24 protein-coding genes are annotated in these 25523 nt (G+C 59.2%); 6 read left to right on the top strand and 18 right to left on the bottom strand.

Going from position 1 to position 25523, the window contains the following annotated elements:
* The first annotated feature begins 5 nt into the window (after positions 1–5).
* Together F2P67_RS15030 and F2P67_RS15025 are read left to right on the top strand one after the other, a co-directional pair.
* Positions 6–599, top strand: a complete 594-nt coding sequence (locus tag F2P67_RS15030) for a phosphoheptose isomerase (RefSeq protein ID WP_166221264.1) — start codon at positions 6–8, stop codon at positions 597–599.
* Complete coding sequence (locus F2P67_RS15025) at positions 596–1174, top strand: BON domain-containing protein (protein WP_166221262.1); 579 nt, start codon at positions 596–598, stop codon at positions 1172–1174. The genes F2P67_RS15030 and F2P67_RS15025 overlap by 4 nt, the downstream gene beginning before the upstream one ends.
* A gap of 51 nt (positions 1175–1225) precedes the next feature.
* Here F2P67_RS15025 and F2P67_RS15020 read toward each other — a convergent pair whose 3' ends face one another.
* The 7 genes from F2P67_RS15020 to rplM form a co-directional block, all read right to left on the bottom strand.
* Positions 1226–1639: a ClpXP protease specificity-enhancing factor gene (locus F2P67_RS15020; protein WP_166221260.1), complete on the bottom strand. Its 414-nt coding sequence runs from the start codon at positions 1637–1639 to the stop codon at positions 1226–1228.
* Between the two features lie 16 nt (positions 1640–1655).
* Entirely contained in the window at positions 1656–2273 is a 618-nt protein-coding gene (locus tag F2P67_RS15015; RefSeq protein ID WP_007961620.1) for a glutathione S-transferase N-terminal domain-containing protein, read from the bottom strand.
* A 145-nt stretch (positions 2274–2418) separates the two neighbouring features.
* Positions 2419–3201, bottom strand: coding sequence for a cytochrome c1 (locus F2P67_RS15010; protein ID WP_166221258.1), 783 nt, complete (start codon positions 3199–3201; stop codon positions 2419–2421).
* Entirely contained in the window at positions 3201–4412 is a 1212-nt protein-coding gene (locus tag F2P67_RS15005) for a cytochrome b (RefSeq protein WP_096822842.1), read from the bottom strand. Before F2P67_RS15005 ends, F2P67_RS15010 begins: the two co-directional genes overlap by 1 nt.
* Complete coding sequence (gene petA, locus F2P67_RS15000; protein WP_003228055.1) at positions 4412–5005, bottom strand: ubiquinol-cytochrome c reductase iron-sulfur subunit; 594 nt, start codon at positions 5003–5005, stop codon at positions 4412–4414. The genes F2P67_RS15005 and petA overlap by 1 nt, the downstream gene beginning before the upstream one ends.
* Before the next feature lie 270 nt (positions 5006–5275).
* Positions 5276–5668: a 30S ribosomal protein S9 gene (rpsI, locus tag F2P67_RS14995; protein WP_007961615.1), complete on the bottom strand. Its 393-nt coding sequence runs from the start codon at positions 5666–5668 to the stop codon at positions 5276–5278.
* Between the two features lie 14 nt (positions 5669–5682).
* Entirely contained in the window at positions 5683–6111 is a 429-nt protein-coding gene (rplM, locus tag F2P67_RS14990; RefSeq protein WP_003228062.1) for a 50S ribosomal protein L13, read from the bottom strand.
* Between the two features lie 244 nt (positions 6112–6355).
* Between rplM and F2P67_RS14985 the strand changes: the two genes are divergently transcribed.
* Complete coding sequence (locus F2P67_RS14985) at positions 6356–7396, top strand: NADP(H)-dependent aldo-keto reductase (protein WP_166221256.1); 1041 nt, start codon at positions 6356–6358, stop codon at positions 7394–7396.
* Positions 7397–7500: 104 nt separating this feature from the next.
* Here F2P67_RS14985 and F2P67_RS14980 read toward each other — a convergent pair whose 3' ends face one another.
* Positions 7501–8637, bottom strand: a complete 1137-nt coding sequence (locus F2P67_RS14980) for an acyl-CoA dehydrogenase family protein (RefSeq protein WP_166221254.1) — start codon at positions 8635–8637, stop codon at positions 7501–7503.
* Positions 8638–8887: 250 nt separating this feature from the next.
* On the opposite strand from F2P67_RS14980, the gene F2P67_RS14975 reads away from it, so the two are divergent.
* Positions 8888–9784: a GlxA family transcriptional regulator gene (locus F2P67_RS14975; RefSeq protein ID WP_178120932.1), complete on the top strand. Its 897-nt coding sequence runs from the start codon at positions 8888–8890 to the stop codon at positions 9782–9784.
* A gap of 61 nt (positions 9785–9845) precedes the next feature.
* Here F2P67_RS14975 and zapE read toward each other — a convergent pair whose 3' ends face one another.
* The 3 genes from zapE to F2P67_RS14960 all read right to left on the bottom strand — a co-directional run bounded on the left by zapE (position 9846) and on the right by F2P67_RS14960 (position 13040).
* Positions 9846–10940, bottom strand: coding sequence for a cell division protein ZapE (gene zapE / locus F2P67_RS14970; RefSeq protein WP_166221250.1), 1095 nt, complete (start codon positions 10938–10940; stop codon positions 9846–9848).
* Positions 10941–11030: 90 nt separating this feature from the next.
* Positions 11031–12386: a tryptophan--tRNA ligase gene (locus tag F2P67_RS14965; protein ID WP_166221248.1), complete on the bottom strand. Its 1356-nt coding sequence runs from the start codon at positions 12384–12386 to the stop codon at positions 11031–11033.
* 24 nt (positions 12387–12410) lie between these two features.
* Positions 12411–13040, bottom strand: coding sequence for an alpha/beta hydrolase (locus tag F2P67_RS14960; protein ID WP_166221246.1), 630 nt, complete (start codon positions 13038–13040; stop codon positions 12411–12413).
* A 144-nt stretch (positions 13041–13184) separates the two neighbouring features.
* Here F2P67_RS14960 and F2P67_RS14955 point away from each other — a divergent pair, with 144 nt between their 5' ends.
* A complete protein-coding gene (locus F2P67_RS14955) occupies positions 13185–13619 on the top strand; it encodes a ZapG family protein (RefSeq protein WP_166221244.1) in 435 nt (144 codons plus the stop codon).
* Between the two features lie 229 nt (positions 13620–13848).
* Here the strand turns inward: F2P67_RS14955 and F2P67_RS14950 are convergent, their stop codons facing one another.
* From F2P67_RS14950 to F2P67_RS14920, 7 genes are all read right to left on the bottom strand, one after another.
* The gene (locus F2P67_RS14950) at positions 13849–14583 is read right to left on the bottom strand and encodes a YiaD family glycine zipper/OmpA-like lipoprotein (protein WP_103306232.1); all 735 of its coding nucleotides are present in this window, start codon (positions 14581–14583) and stop codon (positions 13849–13851) included.
* Between the two features lie 114 nt (positions 14584–14697).
* On the bottom strand, positions 14698–15342 hold the full coding sequence (locus tag F2P67_RS14945; RefSeq protein WP_166221242.1) for an MBL fold metallo-hydrolase: 645 nt from the start codon (positions 15340–15342) through the stop codon (positions 14698–14700).
* 60 nt (positions 15343–15402) lie between these two features.
* Positions 15403–18135, bottom strand: coding sequence for a winged helix-turn-helix domain-containing protein (locus F2P67_RS14940; protein WP_166221240.1), 2733 nt, complete (start codon positions 18133–18135; stop codon positions 15403–15405).
* Between the two features lie 175 nt (positions 18136–18310).
* Positions 18311–19675, bottom strand: a complete 1365-nt coding sequence (locus tag F2P67_RS14935; protein ID WP_166221238.1) for a DUF1329 domain-containing protein — start codon at positions 19673–19675, stop codon at positions 18311–18313.
* A gap of 27 nt (positions 19676–19702) precedes the next feature.
* Complete coding sequence (locus F2P67_RS14930) at positions 19703–21592, bottom strand: DUF1302 domain-containing protein (RefSeq protein WP_166221236.1); 1890 nt, start codon at positions 21590–21592, stop codon at positions 19703–19705.
* Between the two features lie 338 nt (positions 21593–21930).
* Positions 21931–23613: a fatty acid--CoA ligase gene (locus F2P67_RS14925; protein ID WP_166221234.1), complete on the bottom strand. Its 1683-nt coding sequence runs from the start codon at positions 23611–23613 to the stop codon at positions 21931–21933.
* A 143-nt stretch (positions 23614–23756) separates the two neighbouring features.
* Positions 23757–24386 carry a LysE family translocator gene (locus F2P67_RS14920; RefSeq protein ID WP_166221232.1) on the bottom strand — a complete coding sequence of 210 codons (630 nt, stop codon included), beginning with the start codon at positions 24384–24386 and terminating at the stop codon, positions 23757–23759.
* A gap of 160 nt (positions 24387–24546) precedes the next feature.
* On the opposite strand from F2P67_RS14920, the gene F2P67_RS14915 reads away from it, so the two are divergent.
* Positions 24547–25512 (top strand): 2-hydroxyacid dehydrogenase, encoded by a 966-nt coding sequence (locus F2P67_RS14915; protein WP_166221231.1) that lies wholly within the window; start codon positions 24547–24549, stop codon positions 25510–25512.
* The last annotated feature ends 11 nt before the right edge of the window (positions 25513–25523 follow it).

The following is a 25523-nucleotide window of genomic DNA, read 5'->3' as shown; positions in this document are numbered from 1 at the left end:
CACAGATGGACATGCAATCCCGAATTCGCCAGCTTTTCCAGGCCAGTATCGACACCAAGCAACAGGCGATGGACGTACTTGCACCGCACATCGAGCAGGCCAGCCAGATCATGGTCAACGCCCTGCTCAACGAGGGCAAAATGCTTTCGTGCGGCAACGGCGGCTCTGCCGGCGACGCCCAGCACTTTTCCTCGGAGCTGCTCAATCGCTTCGAGCGCGAGCGCCCGAGCCTGCCGGCCATTGCCCTGACCACCGACAGCTCGACGATCACCTCGATCGCCAACGACTACAGCTACAACGAAATCTTCTCCAAGCAGATTCGCGCACTCGGCCAGCCGGGCGATGTATTGCTGGCGATTTCGACCAGCGGTAACTCGGCAAACATTATTCAAGCGATCCAGGCCGCACATGATCGCGAAATGATTGTCGTAGCATTGACCGGACGCGACGGCGGCGGCATGGCGTCGCTGCTGTTGCCCGAGGACGTCGAGATTCGCGTACCGGCCAACGTCACTGCACGTATTCAGGAAGTCCATCTGCTGGCGATCCATTGCCTCTGCGATCTGATCGACAGCCAATTGTTCGGGAGTGAAGAATGACCCCTAATCGCCTTGGCCTTCTGGCCTTGACCCTGTGCCTGGGCATCAGCGGCTGCACCTCGGTGGTAAACGCCAGCCGTGAAGCACCGATTGAAGATGACCGCGGTACCCGTACCTTCGGCAGCAAGATCGATGACTCGCTGATCGAAACCAAAGTGGGCGTCAACGTCGCCAAAGCCGACCCGGCCCTGGACAACGATTCGCACATCGTCGTCACCAGTTTCAACGGCGTCGTGCTGCTGGCCGGCCAGACCCCGCGCGAAGACCTCAAGGCCAAAGCCGAACAGGCCGCCGCCAACGTGCAGCGCGTGAAGAAGGTGCACAACGAACTGCAAGTGCTGCAGCCCTCCTCTCTACTGGCCCGCCAGAACGACGCTTGGCTGACCACCAAAATCAAAACCCAGATGCTCACCGACGCCAGTATTCCCGGCTCGCGCATCAAGGTGGTGACCGAGAACGGCATCGTTTATCTGCTCGGCCTGCTGACCAAACAGGAAGCCACTCAGGCGACCAACCTGGTTCAGGGCGTCTCCGGTGTGCAGAAGATTGTGAAGCTGTTCGAGTACATCGACTGATACGCAACGAACAGACACAAAAAAGGCGATCCATCCGGATCGCCTTTTTTATTACTTCACCACTTTGAGACTTGGCCGGCCGCTTGGTCGCGGCGGCTCGCTGTCCGGTGGCGGCAAGTCGTCATCCGGCTCGATCTCGTCCTCGTCATCCATCGGCGACTCGAGATCAAACACCATGCCCTGACCGTTTTCCCGGGCGTAGATCCCGAGAATCGCAGCGATCGGTACGTACAGACTGTGCGGAACGCCACCGAAGCGACCTTCGAAGGTCACTACGTCGTTGTCCATGTGCAAGTGACGCACGGCGCTAGGCGAAATGTTCAGGACAATCTGCCCGTCACTGGCGAAACCCTGTGGCACCTGCACTGCCGGGTACTCGGAATTGACCAGCATGTGCGGGGTGCAATCGTTATCCACAATCCACTCGTAGAGCGCGCGGACCAGATAAGGTCGACTGGAGTTCATAGCGGCTCCTTAAGCCTTAGCGCATGTCGCGTTCGACACCAGACAGACTCGCCTGGAAAGCCTCACGCGCAAACTGGCGCTCCATATAATCAAGCAGCGGCTTGGCCGGCCGCGGCAGTTCAATACCCAAAATCGGCAAACGCCAGAGTATTGGCAATAGGCAGCAATCCACCAGACTTTGTTCCTCACTGAGGAAAAACGGCTTGTCGGCAAACAGCGGCGACACGCCGGTCAGGCTTTCACGCAATTCCTTACGCGCCACGACACGCGCAGCTTCCTTGGACTTGGGATCCAGAATCAGATCCACCAGACCACACCAGTCGCGCTGAATACGGTGAATCAGCAGTCGGCTGTTGGCACGCGCCACCGGGTAAACCGGCATCAATGGCGGATGCGGGTAACGCTCATCCAGATACTCCATCACGACGGTCGACTCCCACAACGCCAGGTCGCGATCGACCAGCGTGGGCAGACTGCCGTAAGGGTTCACCTCAATCAGTTTAGGCGGCTGACGACCAGCCTCCACATAAATGATTTCGGCGCTGACACCCTTCTCTGCAAGCACGATGCGCACTCGGTGGGAATAGTGGTCGGCGGGGTCGGAGTAACAGGCCAACCGATTGGTCACGCCCATGGCGATCCTCCTCGCTTGTTGAAATGATTGGAACCGGAAAAACGCGCGCGCCCAGAGGGCGCCTCCCGCACATCTGGCTGACCAGACGCTGCGTTATCGGAGACGCCCTTGGGCGCGCGCGATTAACAGCAATGCTTGAAGCGTATCAGTGCACGTCTTTCCAGTATTCACGCTTGAGCAGGTAGGCGAACACAAAGAAGAACGCCAGGTACAGCAAGACGTAAGTACCGATGCGCTGATGTTGCAGCTTAACCGGGTTAGCCGAGTAAGCCAGGAAGGTTACCAGATTCTTGACCTTCTCATCGAACTGCTCTGCATTCAGAGCACCGGACTTCGGCACGATGGTCAGCTGATCGCACGCCTCATGAGTCAGCGGCGTACCGGTCAGCGGATCATATTGCTTCTTGCCATCTTCAACGATCTGCACCTGCTTGCAGCCGACCACCTGACGACCCTGCAGGCCGACCAGAACGTTAGGCATGCCGACGTTCGGGAAGACCTTGTTGTTCACGCCCCATGGACGCGCCGGATCTTCGTAGAACGAACGCAGGTAGCCGTAGAGCCAGTCGGTACCGCGAACCCGCGCCACCAGCGTCAGATCCGGCGGCGCCGCACCGAACCAGGTCTTGGCGTCGGCCGGCTGCATGCCGATGTTCATGTGATCGCCGATCTTGGCCCCAGTGAACACCAGTTTTTCCAGCATCAGTTCGTGCGGGATACCCAAGTCATCGGCAACACGCTCGTAACGCTGGAACTTGGCACTGTGGCAACCCATGCAATAGTTGGCAAAGGTACGCGCGCCATCCTGCAGAGCGGCTTTGTCGGAGACGTCGATATCGACTTTTTCCAGTTCCGGACCACCATGCTCAGCAGCAAAAGACAGGACTGGCAGCGCAGCAAAAATCAGAGCAAAAAATAACTTTTTCATCAGCCAGTCACCCTTTCCGGAACCGGTTTGGTCTTCTCGAGCCTGGTGTAGAAAGGCATCAGAATGAAGTAGGCGAAGTACAGGAAAGTACACACCTGCGACAGCAACGTGCGCTCCGGAGTCGGCGCCAGAACACCGAGAATGCCGAGGATCACGAAGGAAATGCAGAACACCACCAGCCAGATTTTGCTCATCCAGCCTTTATAGCGCATCGACTTGACCGGACTGCGGTCGAGCCACGGCAGCACGAACAGCACCGCAATCGCCGCGCCCATGGCGATAACGCCCATGAGTTTGTCAGGAACTGCACGCAGGATTGCGTAGAACGGTGTGAAGTACCAGACCGGCGCAATATGCTCAGGCGTCTTGAAGGGGTTGGCTTGCTCGAAGTTCGGTTTTTCGAGGAAGTAGCCGCCCATTTCCGGGAAGAAGAACACGATAAAGCAGAAGATAAACAGGAATACCACGACACCGACAATGTCTTTCACGGTGTAGTACGGGTGGAAGGCAATGCCATCCAGCGGGATGCCGTTCTCGTCTTTGTGCTTCTTGATGTCGACGCCATCAGGGTTGTTCGAACCCACTTCATGCAGCGCCAGAATGTGCAGCACCACCAGACCGAGAATCACGATTGGCAGAGCCACGACGTGCAGGGCGAAGAAGCGGTTCAGGGTGATCCCGGAAATCAGGTAGTCACCACGAATCCACTGAGTCAGGTCGTTGCCGATGACTGGAATCGCGCCGAACAGCGAGATGATCACTTGGGCGCCCCAGTAGGACATCTGGCCCCACGGCAACAGATAACCCATGAAGGCTTCGGCCATCAGCGCCAGGTAGATCAGCATGCCGAACACCCAGACCAGTTCACGTGGTTTCTGGTACGAACCGTAGAGCAAGCCACGGAACATGTGCAGATAAACGACGATGAAGAACGCCGAGGCGCCGGTCGAGTGCAGCAGACGCAGGATCGAGCCGTACTCGACGTCGCGCATGATGTATTCGACAGAGGCAAACGCTTCTTCTGCCGACGGGGTGTAGCTCATCGTCAGCCAGACGCCGGTGACGATCTGGTTGACCAGCACCAGCAGGGCCAGCGAGCCGAAGAAGTAGAAGAAGTTGAAGTTTTTTGGAGCGTAATACTTGCTGAGATGGTCTTCCCACATCTTGGTGGCGGGAAAGCGCGCATCAACCCAATCCATGAACTTGCTCATCACGCTTTCTCCGTATCGACGCCAATGACAATCAGGTCATCGGTCTCATAGGAATGCGGGGGAACTGGCAGGTTCAAAGGCGCAGGTTGCGACTTGTAGACGCGGCCAGCCAGATCGTAGTGGGAACCGTGGCAAGGGCAGAAATAACCGCCTACCCAGTCTTTACCCAGATCCGCAGGTGCCACTTCGGGACGGAAGGTCGGAGAGCAACCCAAGTGTGTGCAGATCCCGATCAGCAGCAGAATTTCCGGCTTGATCGATCGCACTTCAGGGTCGACATAGGTGGGTTGCGTGGAGTTTTTCGAAGTTGGATCGGAGAGCTGGCCCTCGATCTTCTTGAGATTCCCCAGGATTTCCGCAGTACGGCGGACAATGAATACCGGCTGGCCGCGCCACTCAGCAATCATCTGCTGTCCTGGCTCGATCTTGCTGACATTCACTTTCACCGGTGCACCAGCGGCTTTCGCCTTGGCACTGGGAAACCATGACCCCACGAACGGGACCGCAGCCCCCACCGCTCCTGCAGCACCCACCACGGATGTGGCTGCTACCAAGAAGCGACGCCGGCCTGCATTCACGCCGTCATTGCTCATTCAGTCCTCTCCCATCAGCTTTGTGGCCTGTTAAATCAGGCATCTACTAAATAAATCAATGTTACTTATAAAAATTTTGCCGAGATGGTAATGAAAAGCCCCAATTCTGACAAGGGAATTACCCGGAGCTCTTACCCTCAAGCCTTGCAGTATAGGGGGTCTACGAATGTGGCAAGTTGTCACAGCGCAATTCTTTTGATAAATCGCAGGCATAAAAAAACGCCCGGTTCCGTGAGGAATCGGGCGTTCTTTTTGAACGTGGAAGCGAAATTAACGCTTCGAGTACTGCGGACGCTTACGCGCTTTACGCAGACCAACTTTCTTACGTTCAACTTCACGGGCGTCGCGAGTAACGAAGCCAGCTTTGCGCAGAGCGCTACGCAGGGTTTCGTCGTAGTCCATCAGAGCGCGAGTGATACCGTGGCGGATTGCGCCAGCTTGACCACTTACACCACCGCCGATGACAGTGACGTAGATGTCGAACTTCTCGACAGTCTCGGTCAGTTCCAGCGGCTGACGAACTACCATGCGGGCAGTTTCGCGGCCGAAGAACGAGTCCAGGGAGCGGTTGTTGATGGAGATGTTACCAGTACCCGGACGCAGGAAAACGCGTGCGGTTGCGGTCTTGCGACGGCCAGTGCCGTAATTTTGAGTCGCCGACATAATGAACTATTCCGTTAAATCTTCAGTTCTTGGGGCTGCTGAGCAGTATGAGGGTGTGCAGCGCCCGCATAGACTTTCAGCTTACGGTACATGTCGCGACCCAGTGGGTTTTTAGGCAGCATGCCTTTAACCGCGGTCTCGATCACGCGCTCAGGGGCCTTGGCGATCAGCTTTTCAAAGTTGATCGACTTGATGCCGCCCGGGAAACCGGAGTGGGAGTAGTACATTTTGTCAGTGGTTTTAGCGCCGGTAACACGGATCTGCTCGGCGTTGATTACGACGATGTAGTCGCCGGTGTCAACGTGAGGAGTGTACTCAGGCTTGTGCTTGCCACGCAGACGGCTCGCGATTTCGGTGGCCAGACGACCCAGGGTCTGACCAGCAGCGTCGACGACAAACCAGTCGCGCTTTACTGTTTCCGGTTTAGCAGTAAAAGTTTTCATTCTTTATAGCCTCAGGGGCCGCCTGTAAATAAGACGGCGGATCTTACTGAATAGTGCGTACTTTGACAAGTCAAAGGCAGCCGGATACAGACGCTTTCGGGGGCTCGGGTCGGCGCGTCCGTTCAACGGCAAGATTCTTCGGCGGCGGCGCATCACTTCCACTGCAGAAAGAGGTCGGCAATTATGCAGATTGCGAAAAAAATTTCAACCTGCTTTTATGCTTGTTTTGCCCAAGGAGCACCTGATGGACTATCGCCAGCTAGGCCGTACCGACCTGAACGTGAGTGCAATCTGCCTCGGCACCATGACCTGGGGCGAGCAAAACACTGAAGCTGAAGCCTTCGCGCAGATCGAGCGGGCCAAAGAGGCCGGGATCAATTTCATCGACACCGCCGAGATGTACCCGGTGCCGCCGAAAGCCGAAACCTACGCCACCACCGAGCGTTACATCGGCAATTACTTCAAAAGTCGCGGCGACCGCGCCGACTGGATCCTTGCCAGCAAAATCGCCGGCCCCGGCAACACCATCGACTACATCCGCGACAAAAACCTGCGCCACAACCGCCAGCACATCACCGAAGCCGTCGATGGCAGCCTCAAGCGCCTGCAGACCGATTACATCGATCTTTATCAATTGCACTGGCCTGAGCGCAGCACCAACTTTTTCGGACAGCTGGGCTACAAGCATAAGATCGAAGCCAACCTGACGCCGCTGGAAGACACCCTCGAAGCCCTCGACGAGCAAGTGAAGGCCGGCAAGATTCGCCACATCGGCCTGTCCAATGAGACGCCGTGGGGCACCATGCGCTTCCTCGCCCTGGCTGAGGCCCGTGGCTGGCCGCGCGCGGTGTCGATCCAGAATCCGTACAACCTGCTCAACCGCAGCTTTGAAGTCGGTCTGGCAGAAATCGCCATCCGCGAACAATGCGGCTTGCTCGCCTATTCGCCGCTGGCGTTCGGCTTCCTCTCCGGCAAGTACGAGGGTGGTGCGCGCCCGGCAAAAGGTCGCCTGAGCCTCTACAGCCGCTTCAGCCGCTATTTCAACGCGCAATCGGAAGCCGCCTGCAGCCGTTATGTGGCACTGGCCCGTGAACACGGTCTGGATCCGGCGCAAATGGCGCTGGCCTTTGTCACTCAGCAACCGTTCGTCACCAGCAACATCATCGGGGCGACGACGCTTGAGCAACTGGACAGCAACATTGCCAGTTTTGATCTGAAACTTTCCGATGAAGTGCTGGCGGGAATCGAGGCGATTCACAAGGATCATCCGAACCCGGCACCGTGATCAGCCGCTAAAAGCTTCGCGAGCAGGCTCACTCCTACTTTTGGAATGCGTTCCCCTGTAGGAGTGAGCCTGCTCGCGATAGCGGTCTGACAGCCGCCGAAAACCTACAGCGAACGCGCAATGATCTCCTTCATGATTTCATTGGTGCCGGCATAAATCCGCTGCACGCGCGCATCTGCCCACGCCCGGGCCACCGGGTATTCCCACATAAAGCCGTAGCCACCATGCAATTGCACGCATTCGTCGAGCACTTTGCATTGCAGATCCGTGCCCCAGTACTTGGCCATTGCCGCCGTCGGCACATCGAGCTTACCTTGCAGGTGCAGTTCCAGACATTTGTCGACGAACACCCGGCCGATTTGAATTTCAGTGGCCATCTCCGCCAGCTTGAAGCGAGTGTTCTGGAAGTCGGCAATCGCCTTGCCGAACGCCTTGCGATCGCGTGTGTAATCGAGTGTCCATTGCAGCGCCGCTTCGGCTGACGCCAGCCCGCCAATCGCCACAGTCAAACGCTCCTGCGGCAACTCCTGCATCAGATAGGCGAAGCCTGCGCCGGCCTGCCCCAGCAGGTTTTCCTTTGGCACACGCACGTCCTGGAAGAACAATTCCGAGGTGTCCTGGGCCTTCATCCCGACCTTCTCCAGACGCTTGCCCTTGTCGAAGCCCGGCGTATTCGCTTCGACCAGAAACAGGCTGGTGCCCTTGGCGCCCGCTTTCGGATCGGTCTTGGCGACGACGATCACCAGATCGGCGAGAAAGCCGTTGGTGATGAAGGTTTTCGAGCCATTGATCACGTACTCGTCACCGTCCAGCACGGCAGTGGTCTTGACCCCTTGCAGGTCGGAACCGGCGCCCGGTTCCGTCATCGCAATGGCCGTGACCATCTCGCCGGACACCAGTTTCGGCAGGTATTTGTGCTTCAGCGCTTCACTTCCGTAATGCAGGATGTAAGGCGCGACGATGTCCGAATGCAGCGAGAAACCGATGCCGGTCAGGCCCAACCGGCCGACCTCTTCGATCACCACAGCGCTGTACAGAAAGTCCGCGCCCAGCCCGCCGTATTCTTCCGGCAAATGCGAGCAGAGCATCCCCGCCTCGCCTGCCTTGTTCCACAGTTTGCGGTCGATGTAGCCTTGTTTCTCCCATTGCGAATGGAACGGCACCGCCTCTTTCTCGAGGAAGGTTCGTACGCTGTCGCGGAACAATTCGTGCTCGGGGCTGAACAAGGTTCTGGGGATCATGCGGCACCTTTCTTTCTTGTTGGAGGGATGTGACCTTCAGAGACTAAGCCCCACCCCCGATACAGGACACTGGACACATCCGACAAAAAATAAGACGATCCAGCCGTCTGGTGACCACTTTCCCTTATAAAAACAAAACAAAAGTTGAATTATGTCCAAGCAAGTCTCCACGCCCTTGCGGCGCGTCAGCATCCTGGCAATTGACCGGGTTTTCGCTTCCACTCTCATGCAAGCCAAGGATTTCTTCCATCTGGCCAGCCTGCGTTACGGCAAACAACTGGGCCACGGCCTGACACCGGCGTTCGAAACGCGCCTGGTCAGCCCCGACGGCAGACCAGTGAACAGTTTCAGTGACGTGGTCATGCCAGTAGATGGCGGTCTGGAAAACGCCGATGTAATTATCCTTCCAGCGTTCTGGGACGATTTCGACACGCTGTGCGGCCGTTATCCACAAGTCCTGCCGTGGCTGCGCGAGCAGCACGCGCGCGGCGCGGTGCTCTGCGGCGAGGCCACCGGGGTGTTCTGGCTGGCCGAGGCCGGCCTGCTCAATGGCAAGGAAGCGACCACCTACTGGCGCTTCTTCAACGCCTTCGCCGAGCGCTTCCCGAAGGTTTATCTGAATCAGGACAAGCACCTGACCGACGCCGACAATCTGTACTGCGCCGGCGGCACCACGTCGGCGTGCGACCTGTACATCTACTTGATCGAGCGCTTCTGCGGAGCCAACGTCGCGCAAGCCGTAGCACGCGACATTCTCTACGAAGTGCAGCGCAGTTATTCGCCGGGACGTATCGGTTTTGGTGGCCAGAAGCTGCATCAGGACGTGATCATCCTGCAGATCCAGCATTGGCTCGAAGAGCACTTCGCCGATAAATTCCGCTTCGAAGACGTCGCCCGCGAGCACGGCATGAGCATCCGCAACTTCATGCGCCGCTTCCAGACCGCCACCGGCGACAAGCCACTGCATTACCTGCAACGCCTGCGCATCGAGACGGCCAAGGGTCTGCTGTCCGGCAGCCGCAAGAGCATCAAGACCATCAGTTACGAGGTCGGTTACGACGATGCGAGCTTCTTTGCGCGGCTGTTCCGCCAGCACACGGAGCTGTCGCCGAACCAGTATCGGCAGCAGTTTCAGCAGGCTGCCTGATTACCCGGCGCATAAAAAAGGGGCCTGCAATTGCAGGCCCTTTTCATTTGCCGAAAGCTGTTTAAGGCTTGTGCGCCCGCGACAGGAATTCGTGGGATTGCATCTCCAGCAGACGGCTCAGCGTGCGCTGGAACTCGAACGTCAGGCGTCCGCCGGTATACAGGTCTTTCAACTCGACTTCGGCAGATATGATCAGCTTGACGTTGCGATCGTAGAACTCGTCGACCATGTTGATGAAGCGTCGGGCGATGTCGTCGGTGGTGACGCTCATCTGCTCGACACCGCTGAGCAGTACGGCGTGGAAGATCTTGCCCAGCTCGATGTAGTCGTTCTGGCTGCGTGGGCCGTCGCACAGTTCGCGGAAGTCGAACCAGGCCACGTCGTCGCACGTGCGCAGGGCGCGGATTTCGCGGTTTTCGATGATCAGCACATCGTTTTCCACTGCCGCCGTGCACTCCGGTGTCAGTGCCTTGAAGCTCTTGCGCAGGCTTTCGTGAGCCGCCTCGTCGAGCGGAAAGTGGAACAGTTCCGCTTGCTCGAGGTGACGCAGACGGTAATCGACGCCACTGTCGACGTTGACGATCTCGGTGTTCTGCTTGATCAATGCGATCGCCGGCAGGAAGCGCGCACGTTGCAAACCGTCCTTGTACAAACCGTCTGGAACAATGTTCGAGGTCGCGACCAGGGTCACGCCATTCTTGAACAGCTCTTCCATCAGCGTGCCGAGGATCATCGCGTCGGTGATGTCGGAGACGAAGAATTCATCGAAGCAGATGACTCGCGACTCAGTCGCAAAACGCTTGGCGATGATGGTCAGCGGGTTTTTCTCGCCGCCGAGAGTTTTCATCTCTTCGTGCACACGCTTCATGAAGCGGTGGAAGTGGGTGCGGGTCTTTTCCTTGAACGGCAGCGCTTCGAAGAAGGTGTCGACCAGGTAAGTCTTGCCGCGACCGACGCCGCCCCAGAAGTACAGGCCCTTGACCGGGCTCTGATCTTTTTTACCGAACAGCTTGCTCAGCAGGCCCGGCTTGTTCTGATCGGCGGCGATCAGATCCTCGTACAGACGCTGCAAATGACGCACAGCGGTTTCCTGCGCGGCATCGTGGAAGAAGTCCGGGCGTTTCAGATCAGCTTGGTATCGTTCTAGGGGCGTCATAATTCGTTAGCAAGGCAACAAAAACGGGCCGTCACTGTAGCGACGGCCCGTGGGAATGGCAATCGGCCCTTGGTCGGGCCGCGCCGCCGATTAGTCCTGAACCGGGGTCAGCGCAACGCGCAGCGCCTCGATGGCCGCATCGCGCGCAGCCACGTCGGCGAACGCCGGGCTGTCGCCGACGCACTCGCCTTCCAGCCATACGCTGAAGCTCAGGTCTTCGCTGCGTACATCCAGCGCCTGACCCGATTGCAGTTGTTTGGTCACCTGGCCAGCGGTTTTTCCGTCGGCAAAGTTGCGCGACAACAGCAGTTGTTCGCCATCGGCCGCCAGCAGACGGAAACGGAAGCTGCCGTCGTCCTCACGGAAGCTGACGAAGCGTGCAGCTTTCGCGGCTTTTTTCTTGGTGGTCGCCGCCACCTGCACCTGATTGAAGAAAGAACGCAGGCCAACGGCTTCGCGCAGTTCGTTGAGGAATGGCGTCGCGACGGCACGGGCCTTTTTCGCGCCGATCTGCAGGATGTCTTCCAGGTCTGCCGGACGCTCGATCAACTGGTGGTACTTGTCGCGCGCCTCGCCCAGTTCGCTGTCGAGCAACTGGAACAGACGATTCTTCGCCTCGCCCCAACCCAGACCGCCCGACAATTCGCTGCGGAACTCGTCAGCCTGCGCCGGTGTGGCGAAGGCTTGGAACAGGGTGAACAGATGCGAGTTGTCTGGATCCTTGGCTTCGCCTGGCGCTTTGGAGTCGGTGACGATCCGCGAGATCGCGTCCTTCATCTCTTTGGCGCTGGAGAACAACGGAATGGTGTTGTCGTAGCTCTTCGACATCTTGCGACCGTCGAGGCCCGGCAACGTTGCCACGCTTTCTTCGATCAGCGCTTCGGGCATGGTGAAGAATTCCTTGCCCTGACCGAACAGGTGGTTGAAGCGCTGGCCGATGTCGCGGGCCATTTCCACGTGCTGGATCTGGTCACGGCCGACCGGCACCTTGTGCGCGTTGAACATCAGGATGTCCGCCGCCATCAGCACCGGGTAGCTGTAGAGACCCATGGTAATACCGGCATCCGGGTCTTCACCGCTTTCGACGTTCTTGTCCACCGACGCCTTGTAGGCATGCGCGCGGTTGAGCAGACCCTTAGCGGCAACGCAGGTCAGCAGCCAGGTCAGCTCGGGGATTTCCGGGATATCGGACTGGCGGTAGAAGGTCACGCGGTCGACATCGAGGCCACCGGCCAGCCAGGTCGCGGCGATTTCCAGACGCGAGCGCTGAATGCGCAGCGGGTCATCGCATTTGATCAGGGCGTGGTAGTCGGCCAGGAAATAGAACGAGTCGGCATTGCTGTCGCGGCTGGCGAGAATCGCCGGGCGGATCGCGCCGGCGTAGTTGCCCAGGTGCGGCGTGCCGGTGGTGGTGATGCCGGTGAGGATACGGGTACGGTTCGTCATGGGTAATCGCTTGTCAGACTGCAATCAATTCGAGAGACGCGGCAGGATCAGATCCTTGAGATCGGTCAGCTTGCCATGAAAAAAGTGTCCGCATTCTGCCACTTTCAGCAGCTCATGGGGGCGCTGGAGTTTTTCCGACCAGTCGTAAACCAGTTGCGGATCGATGACTTCGTCGGTTTCCGGCTGGATCACCGTCAGTTCGCCGTGTTGCGGCAGTTGATCCTGCTCGCCAAGACGCATCACCGCCGGGGCGACCATGAACAGGTGCTTGAGCTGCACGCCTTGGGCTTCGAGACGGCCGCCGAGACTTGCTGCAACAAATCCACCGAAGGAGAAACCGAACAGGGTCAGCGGCAGATTCGGGTGTTTTTCCTGCAGCCAGGCAGCGGCGGCTTGCGCGTCATCGACTTCGCCGGTGCCCATGTCGTGGGCGCCTTCGCTGGTGCCGACGCCGCGATAGTTGAAGCGCAAGGTAATCAGGCCGGCGTCGCGCGCGGTGCGCTGCAAGGTCGAGACGACTTTGTTGAGCATGGTGCCGCCCTGCACCGGGTTCGGGTGACAAATCAGCGCGATGCCGCGCGGCTGCTCGTTGTCAAGGTACAGTGCTTCGATTTGGCCGACAGGGCCGGCAATCACTACAGGGGTTTCACGCATCAGCAAGGAAGGAACTCCGTGACCTCGAATCGGGTCGACTCGTCTAGCAAATTGTCTGTGCCAATCTATTGCGAGTGAATCGCGGTATACAGCGCAGGTTCGAGCCGTTAACGTAAAGCAAAGCCGTTTATAGAGGAAGGACTCGTGGAACACTCGCTCTTAGTTTGGTTGTTACCGACTCTTGCCCTGGTTGTGGGTGTCGCCATTGGATTCCTGATCGCGCGCGTTGTGCCAAACGCGGCGCCGAGCCGCACGCAGCGTCAACTGGATGATATCCAGGAGCGTTTCGACAGTTATCAAAACGAGGTGGTCACCCACTTCAACAGCACTGCAACTCTGGTCAAGAAGCTGACCCAGAGCTATCAGGAAGTGCAGGATCACCTCGCCGAGGGCGCCAATCGTCTGGCCCTGGACGAGCAGACCCGCCAGCGCCTGATCGCCGCCCTGCACGCCGATGCCGTGCAGTCGCCACGCGAACGCCTGACGCCTCCGCGCGATCAGGAGCCGCCGCGTGACTACGCACCGAAGACCCCGAATGCTCCGGGCATGCTCGACGAGCACTACGGCCTGAAGAAGTAATCAGTCTTCGCTGTAAACAAAAAGCCCCCGGACAATTCGGATGTCCGGGGGCTTTTTTGTATCTGATGGTTTTGTAGTGTCTGGTTGATCGCCATCGCGAGCAGGCTCACTCCTACAGGGGAATGCATTTCAAAATGTGGGAGCGGACTTGCTCGCGAAGGAGCCTGCACAGGCCAAACACAAAAATGCCCGATCACAGGACCGGGCATTTCTTCATTCAGGCTTTCAGTTACGGATATTGCTGAACTGTGCCTGGCTGTTGCTGCTGACCACCATACTGCTGGCCTGGAATCGCCTTCAGGTTGACCTCAACCCGACGGTTCTGTGCGCGGCCATTGACGTCGCCGTTGCTGGCAATCGGATTATCCGGGCCGGCGCCACGGGCCGACAGGTTGGCGCCGCTGACACCTTGCGAGGTCAGGTAGGTCGCCACGCTCTGCGCACGACGCTGGGATAAGTCCATGTTGTGCTGGCGGCTGCCGGTGCTGTCGGTGTAACCGACGATTTCGATCTGGTTCTGATTGAACTCTTTCAGCGAGTTGGCGAGGTTGTTCAGCGGCTGATAGAAGCTCGACGCAATGTTCGCCGAATCGGTGGCGAAGGTGATGTTGCCCGGCATGATCAGTTTGATCTGATCACCCTGGCGCTGCACTTCCACCCCGGTGTTGGCCATGCTGGCGCGCAGTTTGGCTTCCTGCTTGTCGGCGTAGTAGCCGTAACCGGCCGCCGAAGCGCCGACGACCGCCGCGCCGATCAAGGCGCCCTTGCCACGGTTGTTGTGGTCGATGGCGGCACCGGCGAGTGCGCCGGCCAGAGCACCGAGTCCACCGTACTTGGCGGTTTTGCTCATGCCCTGGGAGCCACCGTCGGCCTGGCCCTGATTGTCATACGGGTTGGGCGAGGCGCAGCCGGACAGCAAGGCCACGGCAGTAGCGACAATAATCAAACGACGCTTGGTGAACATTGAGAGCTCCTACTTTTGCATTCTGTGATGCAGCGGCCGTTTGGCAATAGACCTCTGCGGGCGTTGGATCATGACAATGCACAAAAATTCCGCCGCGCACTCGTGACAAAATATTTAGGCCCGCACAAACGGGTTTTCGCGCATTTCATCCCCCAGACGCGTATCCGGTCCATGTCCGGTCACCACAGTCGCATCCTCGTCCAGGGTGTACAGCCGCTGCTTGATCGAACGCACGATGGTCGCCTGATCGCCGCCCCACAAATCCGTGCGCCCTACGCCGCGACGAAACAGCGTGTCGCCGGCAATCAACAGCTTAGCCTCGGAAAACCAAAAGCTCATGGAACCTGGCGTATGACCCGGCGTGTGCAGCGCCACGCCGCAGCCGCAAGCCAGCTCTTCATCGTCGCTCAACCAGCGATCAGGTGGTGGCACGGGCGTATAAGGCACACCGAACATCTGGCACTGCATCTCGAGGTTGTCCCAGAGAAACTGGTCGTCCTTGTGCAAATGCAGGGTCGCCCCGGTTTTCTCTTTCATCTGCCCCGAGGCGAGAAAGTGATCGAGATGCGCATGGGTGTGGATGATGCTGACCACCTTCAGGCCATGCGCATCGAGGCGCGCCATGATCAGGTCAGGGTTGCCGCCGGGATCGACGACGATGGCTTTCTTTGTGATCGGATCGCCGATGATGGTGCAGTTGCACTGGAGCGGGCCGACGGGAAAGGTTTCGCGGATAAGCGCTGGGCCTGGAACGGTCATGGGAAATCCTGAGCATTGTTCAACACCGTCGAAAACGGTCGATTCGGGATTTTACCGTCGCTAGACCATTAACCCCAATTCTTTGGCCCGCGCCACCGCCTGCGTCCTGCGCTCCACCCCAAGCTTGCTGTTGATGTGGCTGGCATGGGTTTTCACCGTGTGCAGCGAAATAAACAACTGCTCGCTGATTTGCTGATTGGAACAGCCTTGGGCGATCAGGCGCAGCACCGCGAGTTCGCGGCTACTGAGTTGTTCGGTGGAAGCGGATTCCACGACTGGACGTGGCGCGGCGCGCGGGAAGTGTTCGAGCAATTGCTGCCCCGCCAGCGCGGGTGAAGCCAGTAATTGCCCACGGAGCCAGTCGCCATGCGACTTCACCAAGGCATCGAACGGCTGCAATACGCCCCCCCCCGCCGCTTCCAACGCCAGGTTCAGCGTCTTGCGTGCTTCCGGTTCACGCCCACTGGCGAGCAACAACGCCACCTTCTGTGTCAACGCCATCACGCTGAGTAACTGCCGGCCGGTTTGCTGGCCGTTTTCATGCAGCACGTTCAGCCGCCCTTCGGCGAGCATCGGCTGGCCTTGAATCATGTCCAGCAGCGCCTGTTGCAATTCGACATGCAGCGGCAGTTGTGGATGAAACTCCGGTGGTGCGGCCGCGCGCTCGCCCGTGTAGGTCTGGCCCAGACGCGCCAGCCACGCTTCGGCCAGATCGGTGCGACCCTGCGCCAGCCAGAGTTCGCATTTGACCAGGGTGATCATCGCCAGGTAGTAGATCGGCGGCACGTCCCAGATATGCATCAGGCGTTCGGCTTCGGCCAGTTCGGCGAAGGCTTTGGCGAACTCGCCCGTGGCGCCGTCCAGACGCGCGATCACGCAGTGGCCGATCAACACGCTGATATCGCGGCAGGCCCGCGCTTCACCAATCCCGGCCAATAAGCGCACGCGCGCGGCTTGCGGTTGCAAGCGCATCGCCAGCAGAAAGCCCTCGTACAAGGTCAGGCGCGCGCGCACGGCGTACAAGCGTTGCGGCGACAAGCCGCGCAAACGTTCCAGCCCCTGATGCACTTCATCCAGCGCGCGCAGAATCTCGCCACGGGATTGCAGAACCCGCGCGCGATCGTAATGCGCCAGGGCTTCAAACAATGGATTGCCAACGCGTTGCGCCAACTCAAGGGATTCGCGGTTCAGGCCGCGAGCGCGCCACAGATCGCCATCGGCAATCGCCAGATTGGACAAGGTCGACAGGCACATCAGGCGCTGACCGTAGCGCTTGGCGGGCAGGCTCTCCAACGCTTCGGTGCAATATCGCAAAGTCAGCTCACGATGTCCGCGCCCCCGGGCGATGATCCCGCTCAGCGCCAGCCATTGCGCCAGCATCGACTTTTGCGCAGTGGCGGACGGCGCCGGGAGGAAACGGCTCAAGTGGCTGGAGAGTTCTTCAGCGGCATCGAGCTGGCAGGCCAGCCCCAGCGCCCAGCTGTAGAGGACGATCAGACGCGGTGTGCTGATCAGCAGGCTGTCGGGCAAGTCCATTTTCCAGCGCAACAACATGCCGACATTCTGCTCGGCGAGCAGTTGCTCCTCGGAAAGGTTTTGCACCAGATTCGCCGCGACATCGAGGTGCCCGGCACGCAACGCCTGCTCGACCGCTTCGTCGAGCAAACCCTGCGCATTGAACCAGCGACAGGCGCGCAAGTGCAGGGTCGCGGGCGGCACCATTGCCTGAGCAATCGGGCGGCTGCGTAACAAATCGGAAAACAGGTGGTGATAGCGGAACCAGTGCCCATGCTCGTCCAGCGGTACCAGAAACACCTGGTGCGCCAGCAGAAATCGCAGGATCTCGGCACTGTCATGGGCTTCGCGCACGGCGTCGCACAGCTCGCTGCAAAAGCGTTCCTGCGGCGCGGTGTCGTAAAGAAACGCCTGCACTTCGGCAGGCAGGCAATCGATGACTTCTTCGAGCAGATAGTCGCGAATCAGCCCTTCCCCACCGTTGAGCACTTGCGGCAACGCCGCTTCGCTGCCGGCTTCAGACACCGCCAACAGCCAGAAACGCAGCCCGGCAACCCAGCCTTCGCTGCGCTGGATCAGGCTTTCCAAAGCCTCGCCGCGCAACGATGTGCTGTGGCGATCGAGCAGCGTCAGGGCTTCGTCGTGGGTCAGGCGCAAATCCTGTTCATGCAGTTCAAGCAATTGCCGCGACAGACGCAAACGCGCCAGATGCCAGTCCGGACGCTGGCGACTGGTGACCATCACCAGCAGGCCATCGGGCAAGTGATTGAGGAAAAATTGCAGGCAACGGTCGAGCACCGGGCCTTGGGCGAGATGGTAATCGTCGAGTACCAGCAGCAATGGCTTCGCAGGATCAAGCTGCAGTGTCAGTTCATCAAGCAGGCCATCGAGCCACTCTTCAAAGGCAAACGGCTGGTGACGCTGGCGCATCTTCAGCAAGCCCAGCGCGCGACTGCCCAAGTCGGGAAAATAATCCTGCAAGCCTTCCAGCAAGCGTTCGAGAAAGCGCCCCGGATCGCTGTCTCGCGGGCTCAACCCCAACCAGAGACTTTGCCAGTGCGCAGGCAAGCTCTGACAGAACTCTACCGCCAGCGAACTCTTGCCGAAACCGGCGGGAGCACTGACCAGCAACAGGCGTCCACCGAGTCCGGCTTGCAGCCGCTCGCAAAGGCGGGGTCGCAATACATATCCGTCAGGCAGCGGCGGACGGAAAAAACGTCCATCCAGTGCCGCGACGGCAACGCTTGCGGGACCCGGAAGTGGGGACAGATCAGTCATGGCCGGCTCTTGTTTGAATGGCTATTGGCGGCGTTGCAGATGTCCGCAGACTAGCCTTAAACGAAGCGGTTATGAAAGTTGTTGCTACAAATGGCTACAAAATCCCTGTGCAAAAAAAACGCCCCGAACCAGTCGGGGCGTTTTCACGAGGATGCGGCCTCGCGTTTACAGCGGTTTAGCGAACACCGTCCTGACGCAGAGCGGCCGGGGTGAAATCGCTGGTGGTAGCGGTGAAGCCAAAGTCATACGCCTGCTTCTCTTCGTTCTTCATGCCCAGTGCCAGGTAGCGGCCGGACTGCAGGTCGTAGAGGGTTTCCAGGGCGTACCACGGCACTTGCTTGTCGTAGTAGTTCTCGGCATGTGCCTCGGCCACACGCCACAGTTGACCGCGACCGTCGTAGTGGTCGATCACCGCAGCCTGCCAGGTGTCTTCGTCGATGTAGAAGTCACGTTTGGCATAGATGTGACGCTGACCTTCCTTCAGGGTTGCAACCACGTGCCAGACGCGACGCAGCTCGTAACGCGCCAGGTCCTGGTTGATGTGGCCGGCCTTGATGATGTCGGCGTATTTCAGCTTCGGATCGTCGAGTTTGTAGCTGTCGGAGGCGATGTACATCTCTTTCTTGCCTTCGAGCTTCCAGTCGTAACGATCCGGTGCACCGTTGAACATGTCGAGGTTGTCGGAGGTACGCAGGCCATCCGCTGCGGTACCCGGGCCGTCATAAGACACTTGTGGCGCACGGCGCACACGACGCTGACCGGCGTTGTAGACCCACGCCGAACGTGGCTCTTTAACCTGGTCGAGAGTTTCGTGCACCAGCAGTACACCACCGGCCAGACGTGCCGGCGCGGTCACTTTCTGCTTGAAGTAAAACAGGATGTTGCCCGGGTTTTTCGGGTCGTAGTCCTTCATCTTGTCGCGGAACACGAACTGGTCCTGGAAGTACACGAGGCTGAACGAGCCGTTCGGTTGCGGCGTGGCCTGAGTCACCAGACGGGTCACGCTGCCGCCACGATAACGGGTGATGTGGTTCCAGATGACTTCAACGCCGCTTTTCGGAATCGGGAAAGGCACGGCGGTATCGAAGTTTTCCAGACCGTTACCGCCAGAGACCAGATTGGTGGTGGTGGCGTTCTTCTTGATGGCGGCAAACACGTCATCCGGCACGGTCGCACCGCGATGGGACGGATAGACCGGCATTTTGAAGGTGTCCGGGTAGCGCTTGAACATCGCGTACTGGCCCGGCGCGAGTTTGTCCTTGTACTTGTCGACATCCTTCGCGGTGATGGTGAACAGCGGTTGCTCACTGGCGTACGGGTTGGACAGGAAACCCTTGCTGTCGACGCTGCCGGCATTCTTCGGCAGCGGCTTCCAGGCCGGGATCGAACCGTCGGCGTTACCAGCCATTTCGGCGCCCATCGGGGTCAGGCTTTTGCCCAGCTTGTCGGCTTCAGCGGCGGGTACCGCCGCCATCACGCCGGTCGCCAGCAGCGACAGGCCCAGAACACCGGCGTGGAACAGACTCTTTGTTATTTTCATATGTGTGTTCGTCCTGAAATGCAGTGCTTAGAAGTTCACGCCGAAGCTGAGCGCAACGAAGTCGCGGTCATCCACGGTGGTGTACTTGCCGTCGAAGAAGTTGGTGTAAGCCAGGCTCGCGGTGTAGGTGTTCTGGTACTCGGCATCAACGCCCAGGCTGACAGCCTTGCGACCTTCCTCGAAGTTGCCGCCAGGGCCAGGCGAGTAACCGCTGACGTCATGGGACCAGGCCACGTTCGGTTTGAGGTTCACACCGGCGAAGACGTCGTTGTATTCCCAGATCGCACGGCCGCGATAGCCCCAGGACATCGATGTGGTGAAACCGTCATTGTCGCAATTGCGGCTGCGGTTGTTCTGCGGCGAGCCAGGCCCGGCGCCATTGATGGTGCTGGCGTTGAGAATGTTGGCGCAAGTGTTGACGCCACCCGTGGCCGGCAATTCACCCGGGCCATACACCGGATCGCGGCCGTAACGCTTGTCGGAACGGCTTTCCAGACCGCCGACGTAGGTCGCGCCGACTTCACCCACGAGGGTCAGACGACTGGCGCCCATGACCTGATCGAAGAAGTGCGTGAACGTTGTCTGAATCTGGGTGATTTCCTTGCGCTCGTAACCGTGCAGATCCTGACCCGGCACGCCATTGAGGATCGAAGCGTTGGTCAGTGCGCCGCCCAGCGGACGTACACCGGCGAACAGGATATCGGTGGAGTTCAGTTGTACCGGTGCGTTCGGACGGTAGCTGATTTCACCGCTCCACGCCGTACCGGTAGGCAGGGTAGTGGAGAAACTCAGACCGTAGAGGCGAATGTCCTCCGGGTATTCAATGAAGTAATTCGAGTTGCCCGCAACCAGCAGGGGGGCAAGTGCCGCAAAAGGCCCCGGCAGCCCGCGCGCCGTGTTGTAGACCGATTGTGGCGCACCGGTGGCGCTGAAGATCGGCGCACGGCTGTGGTAGTTCATGAAGTAGGCGCCGAACTCGGTGTCGAGCGGTTCATACATGTATTTGAACGACGCGCCCCACTGACCGCTGTCGCGCGCATCGCGATCCGGACCACGGCGCACCAGTACGCCTTCCTGGTCGACATCGACACCGTTTGCGGCCAACGGCCCCAAAGCGATGGCCGGGATCTGCGAACGCTTGTTCAGTACGCGCAGGTTGTCGTTGCAACCGTCGGCAACGATGTCCGGCTGCGAGAAGAAGGTGCCGCAGTTGTCGACAACGGTCTGGTCCCATTCCAGTTGATAGAACGCTTCGGCCGAGAGGTTCTCGGTCAGGCTCTGGGACACGTAGAACATGTTGACCGGGATCAGGCCTTCCTTGATCTCGGCACCCGGACGACGGAACGCAGACACGTCAATCGGGTTGATCGAGTTGATGCCGCCGCCGATAAAAGTACTTTCACCCCAGCTCACTACCTGCTTGCCCAGACGCACGGAACCCGGCTGATCGGCGATTGCATAGTTGTGATAAACGAAGGCGTCGAGGATCTGCCCGCCGGAGGACTTGGCGCCCTCTTTACGGCCTGAATCGCTGATGTCCTTGAACTCGCGGCTTTCGTCCTTGAGCTCGAAGTCGTACCAGTATTTGCCACGGACGAACACGCCGGTGTCGCCGTACTTCAGCTCAAGGTCGTGGATGCCCTTGAAGATTTTCGAAAAGGTTTCGCCACTTTTGAAGTTGGCGTGGCCATCGTCTGAGGTCTGCGACAGACCGTGGCCGCCATTGTTGACGCCGATGAGGTTCTTGTTCGGATTCTGGGTAGACCAACTGGCGCCGATCGACAACGATGAATCGAACTGACCTTCGATTTCACCCACGTTGAAACTGACGCCGAATGCGGGCCCGGCGAGCGAAGAAGCAAGACTGACCGCCAGAGGCAGTTTCGCCCGGCGCCAGAACTGGTTTACTGAGGTCATCGACGCTACTCCATGTGCATTATTGTTATGGCAGTGAGTACTTTTAAAAACGTTGTGGATGACCGGGTGCCAGTGGCGGCCCGAAATCACTCCAAAGATGCATCGCCCCGTTTTGTGCGTGTGCCCCGTTCTTAAAAATCCTTGAGCGGACTATAGCCAGCAGGGGGTACTGCTTGATCCCTCTAAAGTGTGATTTGCAGCTGCCAACCACTCTGGAACAGTCCTTTCGCCAGTCCGACGCATGTCGGCACGGCAAGGATGGCCTAATTTTTCGATTTCACAAGCCAAGCGCTTGCTTGGTGGGTCTGGCGCGCCGTTTTCGGCGCGCCAGCAGACACTTAAAGTGTCGAAAGGAAGGTGCTGTTATTGCTTTGCCATTCGCTGATGTCGAGGCGGATGCGCTTCTTGTCGAGCTTGCCGACGCTGGTCTTGGGAATTTCGGTAACAAGGGCGATCTGACTCGGAATCGCCCACTTGCTCAGATGGCCCAATTCCACGAACGGCTTGAGATGCTCCTTGAGTTCCCGTGCCCCGATCACGTGCCCTTCACGGATCACCAGCAGGGCAAACGGGCGCTCGCCCCATTGCGGATCGGCAATGCCCACCACTGCTACTTCGCGTACCGCCGCGTGACGACTGATCAGGTCTTCGAGGTCGAGCGAGGAGATCCACTCGCCACCGGTCTTGATCACGTCCTTGATCCGGTCACGGATGTCGATCACGCCCATGCTGTCGAGTGTCGCCACGTCCCCGGTGTGCAGCCAGCCGCCGGCCCACAGCTCTGCGCCCTTCTGCGGCTCGTTGAAATACCCCTCGGTCAGCCACGGCGCACGCAGCACCAGTTCACCCTGGGTTTCGCCGTCGGCCGGGAGGAAGTTGCCTTCGGCGTCGACAATCGCTGCCTCAACCAGCGGCCCGGGAACACCGGCCTTGATCCGGTAAGTGGTGCGCTCGTCTTCGGTGCCGGCCATCAGCTCATCATTAAGATGCGCGCAGGAAACCAGTGGCCCGGTTTCCGACATGCCATACGCGGCGGTGAGCTGAATGCCGCGCGCCTTGGCGGTTTCGTACAGCGTGCGATTGAGTGCGCTGCCACCGATGACGATTTTCCAGCCGCCGAAATCAGTGCCTTGCGCACCTTTGGCGTTGAGCAGCATTTGCAGGATGGTCGGCACACAGTGGGAAAACGTGACCTTCTCCTTACGCCACAACTCGACCAGAAACTCCGGATCGTAACGCCCCGGATAAACCTGTTTGAGCCCGAGCATGGTCGCCACGTACGGCAAGCCCCAGGCATGCACGTGGAACATCGGGGTGATCGGCATATACACATCGTTGGTGCCGAGCAGGCGCACGCTGTCGATGGCGCCCATGATGGTCGACACGCCCATGGTGTGCAGCACCAGTTGCCGATGGGTGAAGTACACGCCTTTCGGGTTGCCGGTGGTGCCGGTGGTGTAGAACGTGGTGGCGACCGAGTTTTCGTCGAAATCCTGGAAGGCATATTGCGGACTGGCGGCCGCCAGCAGTTGCTCGTACTCGCCGACCAGGTTCGGCAGCTCGGCGGTTTTCTCCGGCAGATCGGTCAACAGCAGTGTTTTCTCGACCGTGGTCAGGTGTGGTGCGATCGCTTGATACAGACCGACGAACTCGCTGTTGACCAGCACAAAGCGGTCCTCGGCGTGGTTCATGGTGTAGAGGATCTGCTCCGGTGACAGACGCACGTTAATGGTGTGAATCACTGCGCCGATCATCGGAATGGCGAACATGCACTCCAGATAACGATGGCTGTCCCAGTCCATCACCGCAACGGTGTCACCCGCCTTCACGCCGGACGCCGTCAGCACGTTGGCCAAGCGTGCCACGCGCTCGATCAGGGTCGGGTAGCTGTAGCGGATCTGGTCACGGTAGATGATCTCGCGGGTTTTCTCGTAACGGGCGCCGGACATCAGCAGCCGCTTGATCAGCAATGGATACTGGTAGGCCCCATCGGCCGGGGGAATGACGCGAGTCTGCAACATAAGAATCCCTTTTCTGACTGCACGGTGTTGGCGTAGAGATTGGTACTCTAAAACCCTTATACGCCAGCCAAATCAGCCGAAGGAATGATTTGCACAGCCGTACAAATGCTAGCTTTGCGCCAGCATTTGCCGGTTTTCATCGATCAATGCATTTCGGTAAACGCGATTTTCACGCCCAGCGCGATCAGCACCGCCCCCATGGTGCGGTCGAACCAGTGGCCCATACGGGCGAAACCGGCGCGCACGCGCTGCTGGCTGAACAGCATCGCCACCAGGCAGAACCAGATAGCTGTCGCGACAGCCAGATAGATCCCGTAACCGGCCTGCACGGCCAGCGGCGTGTGCGGGTTGATCACCACGGTGAACAGCGACAGGAAGAACAGCGTGGCTTTCGGGTTCAGGCCGTTGGTAACGAAGCCCGAAGTGAAAGCGCCGCGCGCCGTGCGCACACCGGCTTCCTTGTGCAGATCGTCGGTCACTGTTTTGGCAGGTTGCGCACGCAAGGCCTTGAAACCGATGTACAGCAGGTAAGCGGCAGCGGCCCATTTCAAGGCGTTGAACAGCATGATCGATTGGGAAACGATCAGACCGATACCCAGTAGCGAATAACCAACGTGCAGGAAAATCGCCGTGCCGACACCGAGCGCCGTCCAGGTCCCGGCGCGTCGACCGTGGGTCACGCTCTCGCGCACCACCACAGCAAAGTCCGGGCCGGGGCTGGCGACAGCGAGCAAGTGGATCAATGCAACGGTCAAGAACTCGGTCCAGTACATGGGGGCTCCTCTGGGGCAGCTTGGTCAATAAATATCTGTAGGAAACGCAGTACTTGTGGCAAGGGGATATGTATCCGCGGCGGGGTCTGCGTAACCAATTGTTTCATCTGGTAGGCTCGGCAGATTACGCCCAACGTTCAAAGCCTAAAAGGTACAGTTGATGACGAACACGCGCCGCGCCGTATTCCTTGATCACCCGTCGCTCGATCTTGGCGACCTCGACCTCAGTCCGTTGCGCGAATGTTTCGGCGATCTGCAACTCTTCGCCCAGACACTGCCCGAGCAAGTCAGCGAACGCCTGCAAGGCGCCAGCGTGGCGATCACCAACAAGATCCTGATCGACGCCGCCGCGATGGCCGCCAACCCGGACTTGAAGCTGATCCTGATCACCGCCACCGGCACCAATAACGTCGATCTGGTGGCCGCGCGCGCGCACGGCATCACCGTGTGCAATTGCCAGGCTTACGGCACGCCGTCAGTGGCGCAGCACACGATCATGTTGCTGCTGAATCTCGCCACCCGCCTCGCCGACTACCAGAAAGCCGTGGGCGAAGGTCGCTGGCAGCAAGCGAAACAGTTCTGCCTGCTCGATTACCCGATTGTCGAACTCGAAGGCAAAACCCTCGGCCTGCTCGGCCACGGCGAACTCGGCAGCGCCGTTGCGCGCCTCGCCGAAGCCTTCGGTATGCGTGTGCTGCTCGGCCAGATCCCCGGGCGCCCGGCCCGCGCCGATCGCCTGCCACTCGACGAGTTACTGCCGCAGATCGACGCCCTTACCCTGCACTGCCCGCTCAATGAACACACTCGCCACTTCATCGGCGCACGCGAATTGGCGGCGATGAAACCCGGCGCGTTCGTGGTCAACACTGCCCGTGGCGGCCTTATCGACGAGCAGGCGCTGGCCGATGCCTTGCGTGCCGGCCATCTCGGCGGCGCCGCCACCGATGTGCTCAGTGTCGAACCACCGACCCAGGGCAATCCGCTGCTGGCCAACGACATCCCGCGCCTCATCGTCACGCCGCACAACGCCTGGGGCAGTCGCGAGGCGCGGCAACGCATCGTCGGTCAATTGACTGAAAACGCGCAGGCGTTCTTCAGCGGTAAGGCGCTGCGCGTCGTCAGTTGATAAACTGCGGC

The sequence above is a fragment of the Pseudomonas atagonensis genome (assembly GCF_011369485.1).
Classification (GTDB): Bacteria; Pseudomonadota; Gammaproteobacteria; order Pseudomonadales; family Pseudomonadaceae; genus Aquipseudomonas; species Aquipseudomonas atagonensis.
This window is presented reverse-complemented; position numbering and strand designations above follow the sequence as displayed.